The sequence below is a fragment of the Methylacidimicrobium sp. B4 genome (genome assembly GCF_017310545.1).
In the GTDB taxonomy this organism is placed as follows: domain Bacteria; phylum Verrucomicrobiota; class Verrucomicrobiia; order Methylacidiphilales; family Methylacidiphilaceae; genus Methylacidimicrobium.
This window is the reverse complement of the sequence record NZ_CP066203.1, coordinates 1,422,088-1,440,816: the sequence shown is the minus strand read 5'-3', so window position 1 is coordinate 1,440,816 and position 18,729 is coordinate 1,422,088. Positions and strand designations below refer to the sequence as shown.

The following is an 18,729-nucleotide window of genomic DNA, read 5'->3' as shown; positions in this document are numbered from 1 at the left end:
TGGCTTCTGTGTACGGAAGGACCTTCTCTTGAGCTGCCGCGATTGCGACTTTCGATCGGCGGGTAAAGGTTTCTGGGCCGACATTCCGGATGAGCAGTGGAACGATTGGCGGTGGCAGCTGCGCCATCGGCTCACGTCGCTCGGGGAGATCGACGGGCGCCTGAGGCTGACCGACTCCGAAAAGAAGGGTATCCTGCTCGCTTCGTCGAGAAAGCTGGCTCTGGCCATTACCCCGTATTTCTTCACGCTCCTTTCCCCGGACAATCCCGACTGCCCCGTCCGGCGACAGGTCATTCCGCGGGCCGAAGAGCTTCTCCGAGCTCCCTACGAGATGAGCGATCCCTGCGGCGAGGATGGGAGCATGGTGGCTCCGGGGCTCGTCCACCGCTATCCCGATCGGGTTCTCTTCTTGGTCACCGATCGCTGCGCGAGCTACTGCCGCTACTGCACGCGCTCGAGGATCGTGAGTGGCGTGGGCGAACAACATCTGGCGGTCGACGTCGAAGCGGCGCTGGCCTACCTGTGGGAGCACCGGGAGGTCCGGGACGTCCTGCTCTCCGGAGGGGATCCCCTGCTCCTCTCTGACGCCCGGCTCCGGGATCTGCTCGGCCGCCTGCGAGAGATTCCCCACATCGAGATCGTGCGGATCGGCACCCGGGTCCCGATCTTCCTTCCGCAGCGCGTGACCCAAGACCTTTGCGATCTCTTGCGGGGCTTTCATCCGCTCTGGATGAACATTCACGCCAACCATGCCGCCGAGCTGACCGCGGAGGTCCGCGATGCGCTCGGGCGTCTGGCGGATGCGGGTATTCCCCTGGGCAACCAGTCGGTTCTCCTGCGCGGTGTCAATGACTCGGCCGACGCCGTCCGCGATCTCGTTCATAAGTTGATTCGGGCGCGGGTCCGTCCCTACTACCTCTACCAGTGCGATTTGATCGAGGGGACCGACCACCTGCGCGTGCCCGTCGAGGAGGGCATCCGGATCGTGCGCCAGCTTCGGGGATATACGACCGGCTTCGCCGTCCCGCAGTACGTCGTCGATGGGCCGGGCGGCGGAGGAAAGATCCCGCTCAACCCCGAATATATCGTCGGGGAAGAGGGAGGGCAGATCCTGCTTCGGAATTTCCTGGGGAGAGAGTATCGGTACCCTTCTCCCCCTTCCTCTCGGCAGGCTCTTGGAGAGAACCGGTCCAATCCCGCCTCCTCAAGCGCGCATTCCCCGATCGGATGAGGAAGCAAGAAGACTCGTGCCCGTGGATTTGTCGCCGAACCCTCCTCCTCTTCCCTCGGGGATTTCTGGCCGAGTCCTGCTCCAGCAGCAGGGGACGCACCGATCTCTTCAGGGGCACCCCTGGATCTATCGGAGCGAGCTGGCCCAGATCGAGGGCGATCCCGCCGATGGGGACTGCGTCGAGGTCAAAAGCGCCCGTGGGGAGCGGATCGGTTGCGGTATCTGGAGCGGCCGCTCGCAGATCTCGATCCGGCTCTATTCGCTTCGGGAGGAACCCTTGGACGGCCCTCTCCTTTCCCGGCGGCTCGACGCCGCCCTCGCCTTTCGGAATGCGCTCGGCCTCTTGAAGCCGCAGGACGCCGATGCGGCGCGCTTGGTCTGGTCGGAGTCCGACGGGCTTCCGGGGCTGGTGGTCGATCGCTATCAGGATTGGCTGGTCGTGCAGTTTCTCACCGCGGGCATGGAGCGGAGGGCCGAGGGGATCGTCTCCCTGCTCCAGGAAAAGACGGGCCTCTCCCGCGTCATCCTGCGCAATGACGCACCGGTCCGGCTGCAGGAAAATCTTCCTCTCGAGAAGAAGGTGCTCTCGGGGAGGTACGACGACCCGCTCTGGATCCGGCAAAACGGGATTTGCCTGCCGGCGCGGCTCCTCGAGGGGCAAAAGACTGGGCTCTACCTGGATCAGAGGGCCAACTATTCCGCAGTCGGGGCGTTGGCCGGGGGGCGGCGGGTGCTTGACCTCTTTTGTTACCAGGGGGCCTTCGCTCTTTTCTGCTCCATGGCGGGTGCGATTTCCTGCACGGCGGTCGACCAGTCGGATGCCGCCCTTCAGGCCGGCCGCGCGGCGGCCGAAAAGGCCGGCATGGCGATCGACTGGGTACAGGAGAATGTCTTCGACTGGCTGCGAAGGGCGCTGCGGGCAAAGGAGCAGTACGACCTGATCACCCTCGATCCTCCTTCGTTTACGAAGACCAAGGTCCAACGTGCCGCAGCACTCCGGGGCTATCACGAGCTCCACCTGCGGGCCCTGCGGTTGCTGGCTCCGGGCGGAGTCCTGGCCAGCTTCTGCTGCTCCCACCACTTCGGTCTTGCCGAATGGAAGGAGATGATCGGCCGGGCTTCCTGGGAGGCCGATGTGGCCCTTCGCCTTCGGAAAACCCTCGGCCAGTCTTCGGATCATCCGATCGTGCTCACCATCCCGGAAACCGAATACCTCAAGGGGTGCCTCGTCGAGAGGAGGTAGCCGCGGGGATGATCTGGTAACCATCTGAAAAAGGGGCTGGGCCGCCGGAGGAAGAGCCCAGGGGGGAGGAGTCGGTCATTTTCTTCTTGCCGGCGGCCTTTTTCCTGGCATCTCCCTTGGGAGCCTTCGGGCTCGCACGAACGGACACGATTACGATGGCGCTCCTTTCCCGGAAGACGGTCAAGATCCACTTGGTCTTCGGAACGGCCGCGCTCTTGCTCTTTCTCTTCATTGTCCGGGAGACCCGATACCGTCCACCGCTGCGCTTCGAGGATGTGATCGAGGAGGCCCGGAAAAAGTGCTCAGAGCCCTATGCTGCGGCGACCGTGCCCGCCTTCCTCTCGGCGCTGAGCTTTGATCAGTACCGGCAGATCCGCTGGCGCGATGAGGACCTCCTCTGGCGGGATGCCGCCCTGCCCTTCCAGATCGGGTTTTTCCATCCCGGGTATCTCTTCAACCAGCCGATCCGCTGCTTCGAGGTCGATCGGAAGGGAGTGCAGCCGATCCCCTACCTGCCGCGGTTCTTCGATTTCGGCGGAGGGGTGCCCGTGCAGAAGCTGCCCGCGAACCTGGGCTATGCCGGGTTTCGTATCTACTATCCCCTGGAGAAGCGCGATCGCTTGGCCGAAGTAGCTTCCTTCCTGGGAGCGAGCTACTTCCGGATGGTCGGAAAGAACATGGCTTTTGGGCTTTCGGCCCGTGGGCTCGCGGTCGACACGGTGGCCAAGCGCCGCGAGGAGTTCCCCGCCTTTACCCGCTTCTGGCTCTGCGAGCCCGCGCCGAGGGCCCATAGCCTGCTCTTTTACGCCCTCCTGGATGGACCATCCGTAACGGGAGCCTACCGGTTTGAGCTCGAGCCGGGGGCCGAAACCCTTCTCCACGTCCGGGCGGTTCTCTTTCTGCGCCGGGACCGCGAGGAGATCGGGCTCGCCCCCTTGACCAGCATGTTCTGGTACGGAGAGAATACGGACATCCCGGCCGGCAACCGACACCCAGAGGTTCATGATTCGGACGGTCTTCTCTTTGGGCAGGGAGAGGATCGCTGGTATTGGTGCCCGCTTGAATCGGGCAAGGAGCGAAGGGTGAGCGACTTTCCGGCGGAGGATCTGCGCGGCTTCGGACTGCTCCAGCGCGACCGGGAGTTTGCGCATTACGACGACCTTGACATGCGCTACGAGCGGAGGCCGAGCTGCTGGGTGGAGCCGGGGGGGAGCTGGCCTTCGGGCAAGCTCCGCCTGGTCGAGCTCTCGACCGTCGATGCGAACCTCGACAACATCGTTGCCTACTTCGTTCCCGAGGAGCGGCCAAAGCCCCGCGAACCGTTTGCCTTGGGGTACACCTTGCACTGGTTCCTGGACCATCCGCAGCTTCCTCCCATGGGCCGCTGCCTCTCGACCCGCGTGGAGCGGCTCGCCGGGGAGCCGCTCCGTCGCTTCGTCCTTGATTTCAGCGGGAACCGGCTCCGCGCCTTGGCGGAGGATGCTCCGCTGCGCGCCATTGTAGAAAGCGATCCTTCGGCGGAGATCGGGGAAATCCATGTCCTGAAAAACGCGGTCGACCAGTCCTGGCAGGTGGTCTTTACCGCCGGGCGGCCCGGCTCCTCCTCGCCTGTCCGGCTCCGGTGCCGGCTCGAGCTCGAGCAAGAGACGCTGACCGAAACATGGATCTACCCCTTCTTTCCCTGACCCGGGAAGCCGTCGATTCAGCTCGGTTGCCGAGGGAGTCCCTTGCCGATTGGCGAGAGGCGGCGGAGCGGCTCGATGCCTACCTGGCTCGCTGGCGGCTTGCGGATCCGCTCTACCAGCGGATCGTGGGAGCCAGCCTCCTGGCGCTGGCGATCCGGGAGCAGGAGAGGAGCCCGGGCCATCCGCCCGTCGAGCTCACCCTCAAGCTTGCGCAGGAGAAGGTGACCAGCTGGCTCGAAGGGCTCCCTTCGGCCTCGGAGGAGGGAGGCCTCGAGCGGGCGGCCGTTGCCGCCGTGGGCCTTGCGCGGATGGATGGCTTGGACCGGTGGCCACGCGTCTTTCTCTCTCCGGAGATTCCGCCCGAGCTTGCCCAGCGGCTGCGTGAGCCTGTCTTTCAAGCCGGGCCGGCCCTCCGGATCTCGCACATGGTTTCGAGGCCGATCGACTACGGTCCCTTCGCGCGGCTGGCCAGGGAAGCGTGGGAGCAGGTGGGCTGGAAAGAGGTGGGTGCGATCCTTGTTTTCTGGATCGGCCTCTTCGGCCTGGCCTGCGCGCTCTACTTTCTCTTCTTTGCGTCGTGATTTCCCCATGAATGGCCATCCCGACGATTTCTCCTCCCCGGCCATGCTCGTCCCCCGGGATGTCCTGCCCGTACGACGCGCCCTTTTCTTCGGACTCTTCCTCCTGCTGGTCGGCATCGGGAGCTGGCTCATGCTCGAAACGCTGGGAGCGCCTGGCTTCAGCCTCCGGCGTCTTCTCCTGCTGGGGCTCTTCGTCTTCCTCTTTTCGCAGATCGTCTTTGGCGGCTGCCTGGCCCTCTTTGGCTTTCTCGAGTGGGTGAGGGGCGGGGACGCCTACGAGCCCTCCCGGCTCTTGAGTGGAGGATCCGCCGGAAGTGAGCCGGCCTTGCCCGCCACCGCGATCGTGATGCCGATCTGCAACGAGCCGGTCGCCCGCGTCTTCGGCGCCATCCGGAACATGTGGCGCTCGCTGGCCGCTAGCGGCCAGAGCGGGGGCTTTGACTTCTTCGTGCTGAGCGACTCGAGGAGCCCGGAAGCCTGGGCCGCCGAGGAACAGGCATGGTTTTCCCTCTGCAAGGAGGAGGATGCCTTTGGGAGGATCTTCTATCGGAAGCGACGGCTCTCGACCCACGGGAAGAGCGGCAACATCGCGGACTTCTGCCGGCGATGGGGGAGCCAGTACCGATATATGATCGTCCTCGACGCGGACAGCGTTCTTTCGGGAAAGCTCTTGGCTTGGCTGGTGGAGGCGATGGAGGCCAATCCCAAGGCGGGGATCATCCAGACGGTTCCCAGGCTGGTGCATGGGCGGACCCTCTTCCGGAGAATCCAGCAGTTTTCGGCATCCCTCATGGGGCCGATCTTCGCCGCGGGCTCCCACTACTGGCACTTCGCGAGCGGACCCTACTGGGGCCACAACGCGATCCTCCGGCTGGCCCCCTTCATCGCCTCTTGTGCGCTTCCCGATCTTCCCGGGCCCGGGAGGCTGCGGCTGCACATCATGAGCCACGACACCGTGGAGGCCGCCCTGATGCGGAAGGCGGGCTACCAGGCCTGGCTCGCCTATGCCCAGGAGGGTTCCTATGAGGAAGGGCCCCCTCACCTGACCGAAAGCCTGGGGCGGGATCGGCGCTGGTGCCAGGGGAATCTCCAGCACTTCTGGTTCCTCTTTGCCCCCGGACTCCGCTTCTCGAGCCGGATCCACGTCTATGTAGGGCTCCTTTCCTACCTGAGCTCCCCGCTCTGGCTCCTCTTTCTCGGGCTCACGACCTGGGAGGCCTACGACGTGGAGCGCTTCGCCGCCTTGGGCGCGCTGGTGCGCCGCTCCGGCAGCCTTGCCGACCGGGCGACCGCCGAGCTCCTGGGGCTTACCCTCCTTCTCCTTTTCTTGCCCAAGCTCTTCGGGCTGATCCGCGGGCTCTTCCAAAGGAAACGCTTCGGCGGATTCCTGCGCCTGACTGCCAGTGCCTTCCTGGAGCTCTGCTTCTCCGCACTGCTCGCTCCCATCCTGATGCTCTTTTACAGCCGGTTTGTCCTGCTCGCGAGCCTCGGGCGGCAGATTCCGTGGCGGACCCAGAGCCGCGGCGAGGCCGAGGCTCTGCCGCTCCGAGCGGTGGCGCGAGACTACGGGGCCATCAGCTTGGCCGGGGGGCTCGCGCTCGGGCTGGTCAGCTGGGGGATGCCCTTCTTCTTCTGGCCGCTCTTTCCCATTCTTTTTGCCTGGCTCTGTGCGGCCCCCTTGGCATGGCTCACCAGCGGCTCCCGCCTCGGGGACCTTGCCCGGAAGGCGGGCCTCTTCCTCACACCGGAGGAGACGACTCCGCCCGCCGAGCTCGCCGGGCTCGACCGGCTGGGGAACGAGGCCGAGAGGGACAATGCCCAGGCACTCCTCTCCCTCGTGGGCGATCCCTTTGCCAATGCCCTCCACCTGGCTCTCCTGGGGAAGATGGGGAAACGGTCCGAGCGGGTGAGGGAGGCCCTGCGGCCCTTGGAGAGGCGCCTCTTGGAAGAAGGCCCGGAGGCTCTGGCTCCCCGCGAGCTCGCCACCCTCCTTTCCGACCCGGCTTCCGTCCGATCCTTGCACTTCCGCCTCTGGAGGCGGCCACGAAGCCGGCTCCATCCATTCTGGGGAACGGCCTTTGCGCCGCGACCGGCTCGCGCGCCGGGGAGCGGGTCCTCTTCCTGTTAAGATGGCGCAAGCATCCCTTGGTCCGCCGCGCGGGGCCGCTTCCGGATTTCCCAAGGCGTGGCCCCTCCTGTACGATATGGGAAGAAGGGTGGCGGCGGCAAGGACGGGGCGGGAGTCGCGGCGCTCCGATCCCTTGCTGAGCGCGGGAAGGGCTTAGCAAAATTGTTATTGACGGCGGTCAAAGAAAATATAATTGTGTCCCTCAAATCGCTCGGAGGCTATCGAGCTCGCCGATGCGAAGCCGCAGGTGGAAATAGCCAGCGGACGAACGGAAGGATGAGGGAAAGAAGGAGGAAAGAAATGAAGCGACGAACATGGAAAGCGACGGCCCTGCTCGCCGGGGTGAGTTGCTTGCTGACGCTGGGAGCTCTGCCGCTGCGTGCGGGAACGGCCGCTACCCAGGAAAACGAGGAAGACGGAGTGACCGTGCCCCAGGGCCATAAGGAGGCCTACGAGGCGGCCAAGGAGCAGATGAAGGAGGCTCCGAAGGAAGAGCACAAGTCCGGAGCCTGGTTCTTGGCCGGTGCGGCAGGCATGGGCTGGTCGCAGTTCGACAATGGTTCGATCGGCGGGACCCAGTTCGGCGCCAATGCGAATCAGGTCTTTACTGGCGGCCTGCAGGGCGGCTACTACTGGCATGATCCCGACAAGTGGGGCAACCTGAGCTTCAGTGCGGAGGCGATCGGTCTCTTTACCGGCGCCACAGTGAGCGCTCAAGCGGGTAGCCTGAGCGCAAGCGCCGGTGAAAACATTGGCCTGCTCGGTCTCGGCGGAACGATCGGTTACCGGATCGCCAAGTCCTTCGAGCCCTTCATCGGGTTCTACGGTGGCGGTGCGATCGGTAACCTCAGCGGTACCGTGAACGGCTACGGCGGCAGCTTTGGGAATGTCTGGGGCTACTGGTTCTCGCCTGCGGTCGGCATGCGCTACTTCATCCCGAATAGCCACTGGTTCATCGGTGCGGAGGCCCTGTTCGTCTTCCTGGGCGACATGAATGGCTTTAATCAGAACCTGGGCGGAAATACGGTGAATACTGCGAATGGCAGCTCCTATATCTACGAGCCGATTGTCATGATGACGATTGGCTACGCGTTCTAAAGGACACAGACAAGAGTTACAAGCCATCGCCCGGTGGGGTGGTGGCGGGAAGAGGGCGACGGGCCTCAAAAGGGCTCGCCGCCCTCTCTGCTTGCTGCGGTTCCCGGGCCACTTTCCTCGTGAGCTGGTGCGTGGACGAAGGGCCGAAGGGAGAGCGGCCGCCTTCTCGGTGCTTGCGCTCCCCAGGCGGCTCCGTTTAGGTTAGCGCAATGCGCGGCCAATGTGGGGCCATCCGGCCAGGCGGGCGGCTTCGACCGCGGGGGCTCCTCTCCCGAACCGGAGGGGCGCTCATCCTCGCCGGCCTCCTCCTCTCCTCGGAATGGGGGATCGGCGCCGCTGCCCCGCGGACGAACGTCCCGATCGCGGCGCGCGATGCCTTTGGCCGCGAAGTGGTGCTCAATGCCCCCGGCTACGTGACGGTCGTCTTGAGCTCGACCGAGAAGACGCAGCAGGCGACGCGAAGAGCAGCCGGGGCGCTCGACCATTTTCAGACGACGCCAGGCTTCCGGCTGATCGTGCTGGTCGACTTGCACGGCTCGGTGGCCGCCTGGATGCCGGGGTTTGTGTCGCGCCGGATGCAGGAGGACCTCCGGCGAGAGGCGGCCCGGATGCAGATGCTGAGCGCGAAGGATACGAGTCATCCGGGCTGGCATCCGTTCGTCTGCGCCATTCCGGATTTTAACGGACGGACGGTCCGCAGCCTGGGCTGGCGGGCGGACCGTGGGCGCCTTCGGGCGACAGTCTACGACCGCTACGGGATGGAGCTGGCCCGGTGGCAGAACCTCGAGCCCAAGGAGTACAGCGCGGTCGAGGCGCTCGTCGAGCGCGCCCTGCGGCGGCAGGGGTGATGGGAGCCGCAGCGGCGTCAGTGGGGGAGCTGGCTTCATCGGTGTCGAAGGAGGGGCGGAGCTTCCGCTACGCACCCGTGGAAAGATGGAGCACGACCAGACGGGGGCGGTCGATGCGTCTCAGGAATGCCCCGGGCCTGAGGCGAGGGCTTCCTTCAACCAGGAGCTCAAGGCGGGGTAATCGATCTTCTGGTTGGGAAGGCGGGGCAGGGCATTCCGGCGAATAAGTCGGGATGGGAGAGCGAGATGCGGCGCCCCCTGCCGGTCCGCAGCTTGCCGCAGATCGGCGAGAGTGATCGAGGGATCGGTCGTGACCAGGAGGATTTCCTCCCCCCGATCCGGAGACGAGAGAGCAACCGCTGCATGGGTCGATTGCGGAGCGATCTTCCGTGCGAGCTCTTCGGAGAGGTCGAGAGAGATCATTTCGCCTGCGATCTTGGCAAAGCGGCGTACCCGGCCGACGATCCGGAGGAAGCCCTCGTCGTCCCGCTCGACCAGATCGCCGGTGGCATACCAGCCTTCCCGGATGCCGCCTCCGGCGATTCCCTCCGGGAGATAGCCGGTCATCAAGTTCGGGCCCCGGATCCAGAGTTCCTGGCCTTCGCGGATCTCCGCAATCCGGACCAAGCGAGCTTCGATTCCGGGAAGGAGCCTCCCGACGGTGCCGACTTTCGAGAGGGCCACCGTGTTACCGGCCACCATGGGAGCGGCTTCGGTCACCCCATAGCCTTCGAGGAGCCGCAAGCCCAGCTCCTCCGACCAGAATCGCCGTATTTCGGGGCGCAGCACCTCCGCTCCCGCAATGACCATGCGGATCCGCGCGAAGTCGAAGGGGGCCGCATACCGGCCCCAGTAGGAGAGAAGGGTATTCGTGCCGAGGAGAATCGTCGCATCGGAAGCATAGCAGGCCTGCGGGATGGCGTGGGAGCGGAGAACCCAAGGGTAGAGAAAGCTGGGAAAGCCTCCGAGAAGGGGCACGAGCGCTCCCACGGTGAGCCCAAAGGCATGAAAGAGGGGCAGCGGGGAGAAGAGCTTGTCGCCAGCGCCTACCCCCGCGACGGCCAGAGATTGGGCGGCATTGCTTGCCAGGGCTCGGTGGCTGAGCAGAACTCCCTTGGACGGACCTTCGGAGCCGGAGGTAAAGAGCATCACCGCCGGCTCGTCGAGCAGGGGCCTGTTCGTCCCGGCTGGAGCGAGATGGCTTTCGAGCCGAGCCAAAAGGGCCTCCGGGAGTCGAATCTCTTCCTGCAGATCTTCGAGGAAGAGGAGCGAGAGTCCGGAAATGGCCGAAAGGTCTTCGGCTACTCCGGCAAGCGCGCGCTCGGCGAGCATCCGCCGGCTGGTCACCACCAGGCGCAGGGAGGCGATGGCCACCGCGTGTCGAAGGCCGGCCGGTCCTGTGGCCGGGTTCAGCAGGGTCGCCACTCTCCGCCGCCCGCAGAGCCCGAGAACCGTCGCCACGCCGGCAATACTCGTGGGAAGCAGAATCCCGATCCTCTCTCCCGGCCTGCTGCGCCGGCCGAGGGAACGGCCGAGCAGGGCGGATAGGGTCAGGAGCCGGCCATAGGAGCAGGAGCCCACGATCGGATCCTCGAGGGCGATCCGGGAAAACCCGGAAAGTCGCGCCGCCCGTTGCACCCCCTCGAAGAGAGGAAGAAGCTCTGTGCATTGGAAGAAGCCTGCCTCCATGATCTCCTGCAGGCGGAGGAAGGCGAGCCGACGCGCTTTTCGACGGCCGACGCCGGCCCGAGCCTCGATCGGGACGGGGCGGCCTACCGTGATCGAGACTTTCGGAAAGAGTCTTTTGGCGATCGGAGCGGGACTGCCCCAAAGAAAGCGATCGGTCCCCCGCAAGATCAGCGGAACAACGGGAGCTCCACTGCGGAGAGCAAGGAACGCAGCGCCCTCCTGAATCTTCATCAGGCTTCCCGTAAGGGACATGCGTCCCTCGGGAAAGATCAGGACCGAATGGCCGCGGCGCAGAACGCCCAAGAGCTCCTTGAAGGCGAACGGATGGCCTCCGTCGATGAGAAAGCGGTCGGCTTGACCGATGACCCACCGGTAAAAGGGGTTGCGGAGAAGCCCTGCGTAGACCACGAACACCGGCCGAATCGGGAGGAAAAGAAAGAGGATGGGGGCATCGATCAGGGAAAGGTGATTTGCGACGTAAATGGCCCGTGAGGGCAATTCCGAGGAGCCGCGGACCTCCACCCGGAAGAGGAAGCGGGCCAGGATCCTGGCGATCGCCTGGACGGAGGACGCCAGGGTGGACTTTTGCGCCTCCTCGATGGCCATGGCCGGCGTCTCCCTTCCCCAGGAAAGAACGATAAGGAAGGGGGACGTCCATTCACGAGCCAAAACAACGGGCGCCCGGAGCAGAGCTTGCCGCCGCGGAAGGCTCGGCGGTAGAATGGGGCGGGACGCGGGGAAACCTCCTCGCGATCTTCGCCAATCCATTCTTCGCACCAAAAGGAGATTCTCATGAAATCCGATCCGTCCTCTCCCAAGACGCCCGCCGCCCAAGATTCCTTCGTCCGCTGGTTTTCGGAGATCGGCATTGACGACGTGCCGAGCGTCGGTGGAAAGAATGCGTCGCTTGGGGAGATGTTCCGAGAGCTTTCACCCCAAGGGGTCAAGGTTCCCAACGGCTTTGCGACGACGGCGGAAGCCTACCGCTACTTCCTGCAAAGGGCCGGGATCGACCAGCGGCTCAAGGAAATTCTCCGGGAGGTGAACAGTCGTGACTTGGAGGACCTGCGCAGGCGAGGCAAGCAGGCGCGGCAGGCGATCCTCTCCGCGGAAATCCCGGCGGACCTGGCCGAGTCGATCCGGTCTGCCTACCGGAAGCTCGATGGGAATGGCGGGCAACCAGCGGACGTCGCCGTCCGCAGCAGCGCCACGGCCGAAGACCTTCCGACGGCGAGCTTCGCGGGCCAGCAGGAGACCTATCTGAACATCCAGGGGGAGGACCAGCTGCTGGTCGCTTGCAAGCGCTGCTTCGCCTCCCTCTTTACCGACCGGGCCATCTCCTACCGGATCGACAAGGGGTTCGATCCTCTTCGGATCGCGCTTTCGATCGGGATCCAGAAAATGGTCCGATCCGATCTGGCGGCCTCGGGCATCATGTTTTCGATCGACACCGAGAGCGGATTTTCGAACGCGGTGCTGATCAACGCCTCCTACGGGCTCGGCGAAAACGTGGTCCAAGGGGCCATCAACCCGGATGAGTACTACGTGTTCAAGCCGACCCTGCGGGACGGCTTCCGTCCGATCCTTCAAAAGACGATAGGTTCCAAGGAGTTCAAGCTGGTCTACGATCTCGGCGGCTCGAAGTTCGTCAAGAACGTGCCGGTTCCACCCGAAGAGCGGCGGCGGTACGCGATCGCGGATGAGGAGATCCTGCAGCTCGCCCGGTGGGCGTGCGTGATCGAGGAGCATTACGGCAAGAAGCGTGGGAAGCCCACCCCGATGGACATGGAGTGGGGGAAGGACGGGCTGACGGGCGAGCTCTTCATCCTGCAGGCCCGGCCGGAGACGGTCCAATCCCAGAAAAATCGGAACGTTCTCGAGGTCTACCGGCTGCAGGAAGAGGGCAGGCCGCTTGTCCGGGGGCGAAGCGTCGGGGAGAAGGTGGCCAGCGGCAGGGCGCGGGTGATCCAGAGCGTTCAGCTCCTGCATGACTTTCGGGATGGGGAGATTCTCGTCACCGAGAAGACCGATCCCGATTGGGAGCCGGTGATGAAGCGGGCCGCGGCGATTGTCACCAACCGGGGCGGGCGCACCTGCCATGCCGCCATCGTGAGCCGGGAGCTCGGAGTCCCGGCGGTCGTGGGAACCGACAACGGCACGGAGGTCCTGCACGACGGTCAGGCCGTGACGGTCTCCTGTGCCGAGGGTGAGGTCGGGACGATCTACGAAGGGAAGCTCCCCTTCACGGTGGAGCGCGTCGACCTCCAGGAGCTGCCGCGGCCCAGGACCAAGATCCTGATGAACGTGGGGAATCCCGAGCAGGCATTTTCGCTCTCCTTCATTCCGAACGATGGCGTCGGGCTAGCGAGGATGGAGTTCATCCTGACAACCTATGTCCGGGTCCATCCCTTGGCGCTGATCCACTTCGATCGGCTGGAGGATCGGGAGGCGAGGGCCGAGATCGAGCGGCTGACGGCCGGCTACAGGGACAAGCGGGAGTTTTTCATCGAGAAGCTCGCCCAGGGGATCGGGATGATCACCGCGGCCTTTTATCCCAAGGACGTCATCTTCCGGCTTTCGGACTTCAAGACCAACGAGTACGCCAATCTGATCGGAGGCAAGCAGTTTGAACCCGTGGAGCGCAATCCCATGGTCGGCTTCCGGGGCGCCTCCCGATACTACAATCCCCGCTACCAGGAAGGCTTTGCGCTCGAATGTGCCGCCGCCAAGCGAGTGCGCGAGGAGATGGGGCTGGCCAATCTCAAGCTCATGGTGCCGGTCGTGCGAACCGTCGAGGAGGGACGACGGGTCCTCTCCGAGATGGAGAAGAACGGGCTGGTGCGAGGGGAGCGCGGGCTCGAGGTCTACATGATGTGCGAGGTCCCGAGCAACGTCATCCTGGCGGAACGGTTTGCCGAGATCTTCGATGGGTTCTCGATCGGTTCCAATGACCTCACTCAGCTCGTCCTCGGGGTGGATCGGGATTCGGAGATCGTTGCACCCATCTTCGATGAGCGGAATGAAGCGGTGAAACGAATGATCGCGCAGGTGATCCAGACCGCCAAGGCAAAGGGGCGGAAGATCGGGATTTGCGGACAGGCGCCGAGCGATTATCCCGAATTCGCGGAGTTCCTGGTCGAGCAGGGGATCGATAGCATCTCCTTGAATCCCGACACGGTGGTCAAGACCACTCTGCTGGTTCTCCAGAAAGAGAAAGAGCTTCTGCAGGGGCGAGGATAGATGGCGGCGGGAGGAGAAGGAGAAGACGGGGCAGAGGAGAGGCTGGCCTCAGAACTCTCTGCGGGTGCGTACGGGTTGGCCGCCTTCCTTCCGCCCCAGCGGGTGGCGGTCATTGGAGCAAGCGAGCGACCGGGGAGTGTCGGCCGGGCTGTGCTGGAGAATCTGTCGGAGGGCGCCGCGAAGGTGGTTCCGGTCAATCCCCGGCATACCCAGGTGTTGGGCATCCCCGCTTACCCGAGCGTCCGGGATCTCTCGCCCGCTCCCGACCTGGCCGTCATCGCCACTCCGGCACCGACCGTTCCCGGAATCGTCGAGGAGTGCGCGGAATCGGGGGTGAAGGCGGCCTTGATCCTTTCCGCGGGCTTCAAGGAGACGGGCCCGGCCGGGAAAGAGCGGGAAGAGCGAATGGTCGCGACCGCCCGAGCCAGGGGAATGCGGCTCATCGGACCCAACTGCCTGGGACTCATGCTCCCGCATGCGCATTTCAACGCGACCTTTGCCGCGAAGACGGCTCTGCCCGGAAGCATCGCCTTCCTGAGCCAGAGCGGTGCCGTGGGGACGGCCATCCTCGATTGGAGCCTTCAGGAAAAGATCGGCTTCAGCGCCTTCTTCTCCCTCGGTTCGATGGCGGATGTCGATTGGGGGGATGTCCTCTTTTTCCTGGCGGACGATCCGAGGACCCGCAGCGTCGTCCTCTACATGGAGTCGATTGGCGATCCGGCCTCCTTCCTTTCGGCCGCCCGGGCGATGGGCCGACAAAAGCCGATCGTCGTCCTCAAGGTCGGCAGGACGAAGGCGGCGGCCCAGGCGGCTCTCTCGCATACCGGGTCGCTCGCCGGCAGTGACGAAGCACTCGATGCGGCCTTCCGGCGGGTCGGCGTGATCCGCGTCCAGACGGTGGAGGAGCTCTTTTCCTTGGCGGAGGCTCTGGGCGGCAACGCCCGGCCCGCCGGTCCCCGCCTCTCCATCCTGACGAACGCCGGCGGGGCCGGTGTCTTGGCGACCGACGCCCTGCTTCTTTCCGGTGGAGAGCTCGCCCCCCTTTCCGAGCCGACCCGGCAGGAGCTCGATCGGATCCTGCCCCCGAGCTGGAGCCGCAACGACCCGGTGGACATCCTCGGAGACGCGGATGCGGGTCGCTACCGGCTAGCGGCGGAGCTGCTCATGCAGGAGCCGCAGAGCGACGGGATGCTCGTTCTCCTCTGTCCGCAGGCGATGACCCAACCCACGCAGACAGCAGAGCTCCTCTGCGAGGCGGTGAAAGATTACGGGAAGCCTGTGCTCGCGGCCTGGATGGGTGGGGAGGCGGTCGAGGGGGGAAGAGAGGTCTTTCATCGAGCCAGAATCCCCTGCTTCGGCTATCCGGAGGCCCCCGCACGCGCTTTCTCGCTCATCTGGCAACATCGTCGCAATCTCGAGCTTCTCTACGAGACCCCTCGCCTGCAGGTGGATCCGGAGACCCTGGGCGAGGCGATCCGCCGCAGCGAGGAGATCCTCGGTCGGGCGGAACGGGAGGACCGCGTCTTGCTCGACGAGTGGGAGTCGAAGGAGATTCTCCGCGCGTTCGGGATTCCCGTGATCGCCACCCGACTCGCGGAGACCGAGGAGGAGGCGGTCGCGCAAGCGCGGGCGCTCGGGTTTCCCGTAGCCGTGAAGCTCCGTTCCCACAAGCTCTCCCACAAGAGCGACATCGGGGGAGTACGCCTCGGGCTTGTGGAGGAAACGAGCGTACGCGACGCCTTCCGGGAGATCCGAGCGGCCGTCGTCGCACACTCGGGAGCTGACGCGTTCCTCGGGGTGACGGTCCAGGCCATGGCCGCGGACCGGGGGATCGAGCTGATCCTGGGTAGTGCCGCTGACGCCCAGCTAGGACCCCTTCTGGTCTTTGGCGCAGGCGGGATTTTCGTCGACCTCCTGCAAGATCGGGCGAGCGGCCTGCCCCCGCTCAACACCACCTCGGCGCGCCGGATGATCGAGGAGACGCGCGTCGCACGCGCCCTGCGCGGGATGCGGGGGATTCCCCCGGTAGACCAGGCGGTTCTCGAGGAGATCTTGATTCGGTTCAGCGCCCTGACGCTCGCCCTTCCCCGGCTCCGAGAGATCGACATCAATCCCCTCTTGGCTTCCGGCGGCGGCCAGATCCGCGCGCTCGACGCGCGAATGGTGCTTTTCCCTGGCCGCGTTCCCGCACGCGACCTTCCGCGTCCGGCGATTCGGCCCTATCCCGTTGACCAGATCGCGACGATCCGATTGGGCGACGGAACCCCGCTCCGATTCCGACCGATCCGGGGCGAGGATGAGCCGCAGATGATCGCCTTTCATCGGGGGCTTTCCGAAGAGAGCGTCTTCTCCCGCTATTTCGAGCATCTGAAGCTCGAGCAGAGGATCGCGCATGAGCGCCTCGCCCGAATCTGCCTGGCCGACTACAATATCGAGACGGTGCTGGTGGCGGAGGTTCTTCCTCCCCATCCAGAAGCGGGGGAGATCGTCGCGGTCGGGCGCCTGGGGAAGCTGCATGGATTCTCGGGCGCGGAGTTCGCCCTTCTGGTGGTTGACCGGTGGCAAGGAAAGGGCATCGGACGGATGCTCCTGGATCGGCTGACCGCGATCGGCCGACGGGAAGGCCTTCGCTGGATCCTCGGCCGGCTCCGGCCCGAAAATGAGCGGATGAAACGGATCTGCCTCGGCCTGGGCTACCGGGTCCGGAGGAACGAGGAAACGGGGGAGAACGAAGCGATTCTTGCCTTGCGGTTGCCGGGAGAGGGGAGAAAGACAGAATCACAAGAGGAGCGATGAAAGTTCGAGAGAAAGTCGCGATCGGGGCGATCCTCCTCGGAGTCGTGGGCGGCTCCGGCTCCTCCTTGCCGGCAGCGGCGAGCGATTTCGAGGCCTGCTTGAAGACCGCGTTGGCTGTGAAGCCAGGGAAGGTCCGAGAGGTAGAGATCGAGCGAGACGAACGGGGAACGAAGCTCTACAAGTTCGAGGTCGAGGATCGGGAAGGGAAGGAGTGGAAGCTGCTCGTCCAGGCCCGGTCCGGCCGCCTGCTCGAGACCGAGGAGGATGTCGATCGGGGCAATCCGGCATTCGAGAGCGGTGCGAAGATTTCCCTGGACGAGGCGCGTCGAATCGCGCTCGAAAGAGTTCCGGGGAAGGTGAAGGAGGTGGAGCGGAAGCTCGAGAGCGAGGGGACACCCGTTTACGAGGTGGAGATCGTCCCACGAGGTGGCGGCGGCGAGCGCGAAGTCGAGATCGACGCGGTAAGCGGCTCGATCCGGGAGATGCGGGAGGAAGAATACGAGATCGGCGGGCAGGAGCGGGAGTGAGCGCCTCGGGACCTGCTCCTTGCGCGGTATAGGGTTCGAACCTATGACCTCTCGCGTGTGAAGCGAGCGCTCTACCACTAAGCTAACCGCGCCTCCCTCCCTTGATGCCATAGCTCCGGTGCGTGGGCAAGGGTGAATCCGAGGGCGCGAGGCTCGGGGGAGGATGCGCAGGCGCCTCCTCTTGCCTTGCCACGAGGAGCTTTCCCGCGCACACTTCCGAGTCCAGAGCGCGGAGAAGCAGCGGGAAATATGGCACAGAGAGGGCTTGGCCGTGGACTAGAGGCGCTTCTCGCGCGTGGCGTCTCCAGCCCGCAACCAGATCGAGAGAGCGGGGAGCGCATCGAGAATCTTCCCGTCGCCCGGTTGGTCAGCAGCCCGTTTCAGCCGAGAAAGACCTTCGCCGAGGAAGCGCTCGAAGAGTTGGCCAGCTCGATCCGGGAGCGGGGGATCCTGCAGCCGCTCATCGTCCGGCGAGGTGACGAGAAGTACGAAATCATCGCCGGCGAGCGCCGGTGGCGCGCGGCCGTGCGCGCCGGGCTTTCCGAGGTGCCCGCAATCGTCCGCTCGGCAAGTGATCAGGAGATGCTCGAGCTCGCGCTCGTGGAAAATCTCCAGCGCAGCGATCTGCCGATTCTCGAGGAGGCGCAGGGGTATGCGCTGCTCCAGGAAAAGTTCGCCCTCACCCAGGAAGCGATCGCCCGGAAGGTGGGGAAGGACCGGAGTACGGTGGCCAACGCGCTTCGGCTCCTTTCCTTGGAGAAGGAAGTGCAGGAGCTCTTGGCGAGCGGCAAGCTGGCGGGCGGCCACGGTAAGGCGATCCTCGGCCTGGCCGTCCCATCCGATCGACTGCGTGCGGCCCGACAGATCGCGCGCCAGGGGCTGAGCGTTCGGCAGGCAGAGGCGCTGGTCGAGAAGATCCGCCGGGAGAGCCATCGGGAGCCGACCGAGCAGGAGCAGGGGCGGGAAGCGACCGCGGCTTGGCGGGATTTGGAAAGAAGGCTGCGAGAGCGGCTCGGCACGCGCGTGCGAGTGCGCGGGAAGGCGGAGAAGGGAAAGATCGAGATCCGCTATGGTTCCGCAGAGGAGCTCGACCGGCTGCTCCGCTCTCTCGGGCTCGCCTAGCGGCTATTCTCCTCGATGGAGGAGCGGCAGATGCTTCCAAAGGTCCTCCCAGCCCTTTCGCCGCTCGCCTCCGGCCCCGTTGAAGACGACGTAGGTGGCCCCACCGCTGGCGCTCGCCCGCCCGAGTCCGGCGAACCGGAGGACTGGATTCAACAGGTTCTTTCTGTGGAAAGGGCTCTTCTCCCAATCCGCGAGGATCCGTTCCGGATCCGGAGAGGAGGAGCTGTAGTAGAGGTTCTCATTGATCGTCTCCCAGCCTCCCGCTTCGAGGAGGGAAGAGAGGGAGTCGTCTGAGCGGTGCTGCAAGCGGCGGAGGACCGCAAGGCGCTCGGCCCACTCCTGGCTGGCGGCTTCGAGCCGGGAATCGACCTCCAGGCGCGCCCGGTCGTGCGCCACACGAAACTGGTTGATCCGGGCCAGCAATGCTTCGCGGAACGAAGGAAGATCGGAGGAGGGGGCGGCTCCGGGCGAGCCCCGAGGCGCAAGCAGAAGCATGGCTGCCGCCGTAAGCAGCAATCGCCGAAGGAAGCGGGGCATCGAG

Annotated in this window: 13 protein-coding genes and 1 tRNA gene; 11 read left to right on the top strand and 3 right to left on the bottom strand. The window is 65.0% G+C overall.

Annotated elements, in window-relative coordinates; genetic code table 11:
- Positions 1-28: 28 nt before the first annotated feature.
- From MacB4_RS06875 to MacB4_RS06845, 7 genes are all read left to right on the top strand, one after another.
- Positions 29-1,231, top strand: coding sequence for a KamA family radical SAM protein (locus MacB4_RS06875; RefSeq protein ID WP_242529156.1), 1,203 nt, complete (start codon positions 29-31; stop codon positions 1,229-1,231).
- A gap of 16 nt (positions 1,232-1,247) precedes the next feature.
- On the top strand, positions 1,248-2,474 hold the full coding sequence (locus MacB4_RS06870; protein ID WP_206863153.1) for a class I SAM-dependent rRNA methyltransferase: 1,227 nt from the start codon (positions 1,248-1,250) through the stop codon (positions 2,472-2,474).
- A gap of 86 nt (positions 2,475-2,560) precedes the next feature.
- A complete protein-coding gene (locus tag MacB4_RS06865; RefSeq protein ID WP_206863152.1) occupies positions 2,561-4,159 on the top strand; it encodes a glucan biosynthesis protein in 1,599 nt (532 codons plus the stop codon).
- The gene (locus tag MacB4_RS06860; protein WP_206863151.1) at positions 4,135-4,740 is read left to right on the top strand and encodes a hypothetical protein; all 606 of its coding nucleotides are present in this window, start codon (positions 4,135-4,137) and stop codon (positions 4,738-4,740) included. The genes MacB4_RS06865 and MacB4_RS06860 overlap by 25 nt, the downstream gene beginning before the upstream one ends.
- A 7-nt stretch (positions 4,741-4,747) precedes the next feature.
- Positions 4,748-6,868 (top strand): glucans biosynthesis glucosyltransferase MdoH, encoded by a 2,121-nt coding sequence (gene mdoH / locus MacB4_RS06855; protein WP_206863150.1) that lies wholly within the window; start codon positions 4,748-4,750, stop codon positions 6,866-6,868.
- 300 nt (positions 6,869-7,168) lie between these two features.
- The gene (locus MacB4_RS06850; protein WP_206863149.1) at positions 7,169-7,966 is read left to right on the top strand and encodes a hypothetical protein; all 798 of its coding nucleotides are present in this window, start codon (positions 7,169-7,171) and stop codon (positions 7,964-7,966) included.
- 209 nt (positions 7,967-8,175) lie between these two features.
- Positions 8,176-8,814 (top strand): hypothetical protein, encoded by a 639-nt coding sequence (locus MacB4_RS06845; RefSeq protein WP_206863148.1) that lies wholly within the window; start codon positions 8,176-8,178, stop codon positions 8,812-8,814.
- Positions 8,815-8,934: 120 nt separating this feature from the next.
- Here the strand turns inward: MacB4_RS06845 and MacB4_RS06840 are convergent, their stop codons facing one another.
- Positions 8,935-11,109, bottom strand: coding sequence for an AMP-binding protein (locus MacB4_RS06840; RefSeq protein WP_206863147.1), 2,175 nt, complete (start codon positions 11,107-11,109; stop codon positions 8,935-8,937).
- Positions 11,110-11,295: 186 nt separating this feature from the next.
- On the opposite strand from MacB4_RS06840, the gene ppsA reads away from it, so the two are divergent.
- Genes ppsA through MacB4_RS06825 form a run of 3 tightly spaced genes read left to right on the top strand, consistent with a single transcriptional unit; the run spans position 11,296 to position 17,066 of the window.
- Positions 11,296-13,743: a phosphoenolpyruvate synthase gene (gene ppsA, locus MacB4_RS06835; protein WP_206863146.1), complete on the top strand. Its 2,448-nt coding sequence runs from the start codon at positions 11,296-11,298 to the stop codon at positions 13,741-13,743.
- Complete coding sequence (locus MacB4_RS06830) at positions 13,744-16,539, top strand: bifunctional acetate--CoA ligase family protein/GNAT family N-acetyltransferase (protein WP_206863145.1); 2,796 nt, start codon at positions 13,744-13,746, stop codon at positions 16,537-16,539. It abuts the gene before it with no gap.
- Positions 16,536-17,066 carry a PepSY domain-containing protein gene (locus tag MacB4_RS06825; protein ID WP_206863144.1) on the top strand — a complete coding sequence of 177 codons (531 nt, stop codon included), beginning with the start codon at positions 16,536-16,538 and terminating at the stop codon, positions 17,064-17,066. The genes MacB4_RS06830 and MacB4_RS06825 overlap by 4 nt, the downstream gene beginning before the upstream one ends.
- Positions 17,067-17,086: 20 nt before the next feature.
- On the opposite strand, the gene MacB4_RS06820 is transcribed toward MacB4_RS06825, so the two are convergent.
- Positions 17,087-17,158 (bottom strand) — tRNA-Val (locus MacB4_RS06820).
- 157 nt (positions 17,159-17,315) lie between these two features.
- On the opposite strand from MacB4_RS06820, the gene MacB4_RS06815 reads away from it, so the two are divergent.
- The gene (locus tag MacB4_RS06815; RefSeq protein ID WP_206863143.1) at positions 17,316-18,188 is read left to right on the top strand and encodes a ParB/RepB/Spo0J family partition protein; all 873 of its coding nucleotides are present in this window, start codon (positions 17,316-17,318) and stop codon (positions 18,186-18,188) included.
- A gap of 3 nt (positions 18,189-18,191) precedes the next feature.
- On the opposite strand, the gene MacB4_RS06810 is transcribed toward MacB4_RS06815, so the two are convergent.
- A complete protein-coding gene (locus MacB4_RS06810) occupies positions 18,192-18,725 on the bottom strand; it encodes a CAP domain-containing protein (protein WP_206863142.1) in 534 nt (177 codons plus the stop codon).
- Positions 18,726-18,729 lie beyond the last annotated feature (4 nt).

What these genes read in the sequence shown, in the direction of transcription:
- MacB4_RS06815 (WP_206863143.1), top strand. Translation starts at nt 17,316, where the DNA reads ATGGCACAGAGAGGGCTTGGCCGTGGACTAGAGGCGCTTCTCGCGCGT.
- MacB4_RS06810 (WP_206863142.1), bottom strand. Translation starts at nt 18,725, where the DNA reads ATGCCCCGCTTCCTTCGGCGATTGCTGCTTACGGCGGCAGCCATGCTT.
- MacB4_RS06850 (WP_206863149.1), top strand. Translation starts at nt 7,169, where the DNA reads ATGAAGCGACGAACATGGAAAGCGACGGCCCTGCTCGCCGGGGTGAGT.
- MacB4_RS06840 (WP_206863147.1), bottom strand. Translation starts at nt 11,109, where the DNA reads ATGGCCATCGAGGAGGCGCAAAAGTCCACCCTGGCGTCCTCCGTCCAG.
- mdoH (WP_206863150.1), top strand. Translation starts at nt 4,748, where the DNA reads ATGAATGGCCATCCCGACGATTTCTCCTCCCCGGCCATGCTCGTCCCC.
- ppsA (WP_206863146.1), top strand. Translation starts at nt 11,296, where the DNA reads ATGAAATCCGATCCGTCCTCTCCCAAGACGCCCGCCGCCCAAGATTCC.
- MacB4_RS06845 (WP_206863148.1), top strand. Translation starts at nt 8,176, where the DNA reads ATGCGCGGCCAATGTGGGGCCATCCGGCCAGGCGGGCGGCTTCGACCG.
- MacB4_RS06830 (WP_206863145.1), top strand. Translation starts at nt 13,744, where the DNA reads ATGGCGGCGGGAGGAGAAGGAGAAGACGGGGCAGAGGAGAGGCTGGCC.
- MacB4_RS06825 (WP_206863144.1), top strand. Translation starts at nt 16,536, where the DNA reads ATGAAAGTTCGAGAGAAAGTCGCGATCGGGGCGATCCTCCTCGGAGTC.
- MacB4_RS06860 (WP_206863151.1), top strand. Translation starts at nt 4,135, where the DNA reads ATGGATCTACCCCTTCTTTCCCTGACCCGGGAAGCCGTCGATTCAGCT.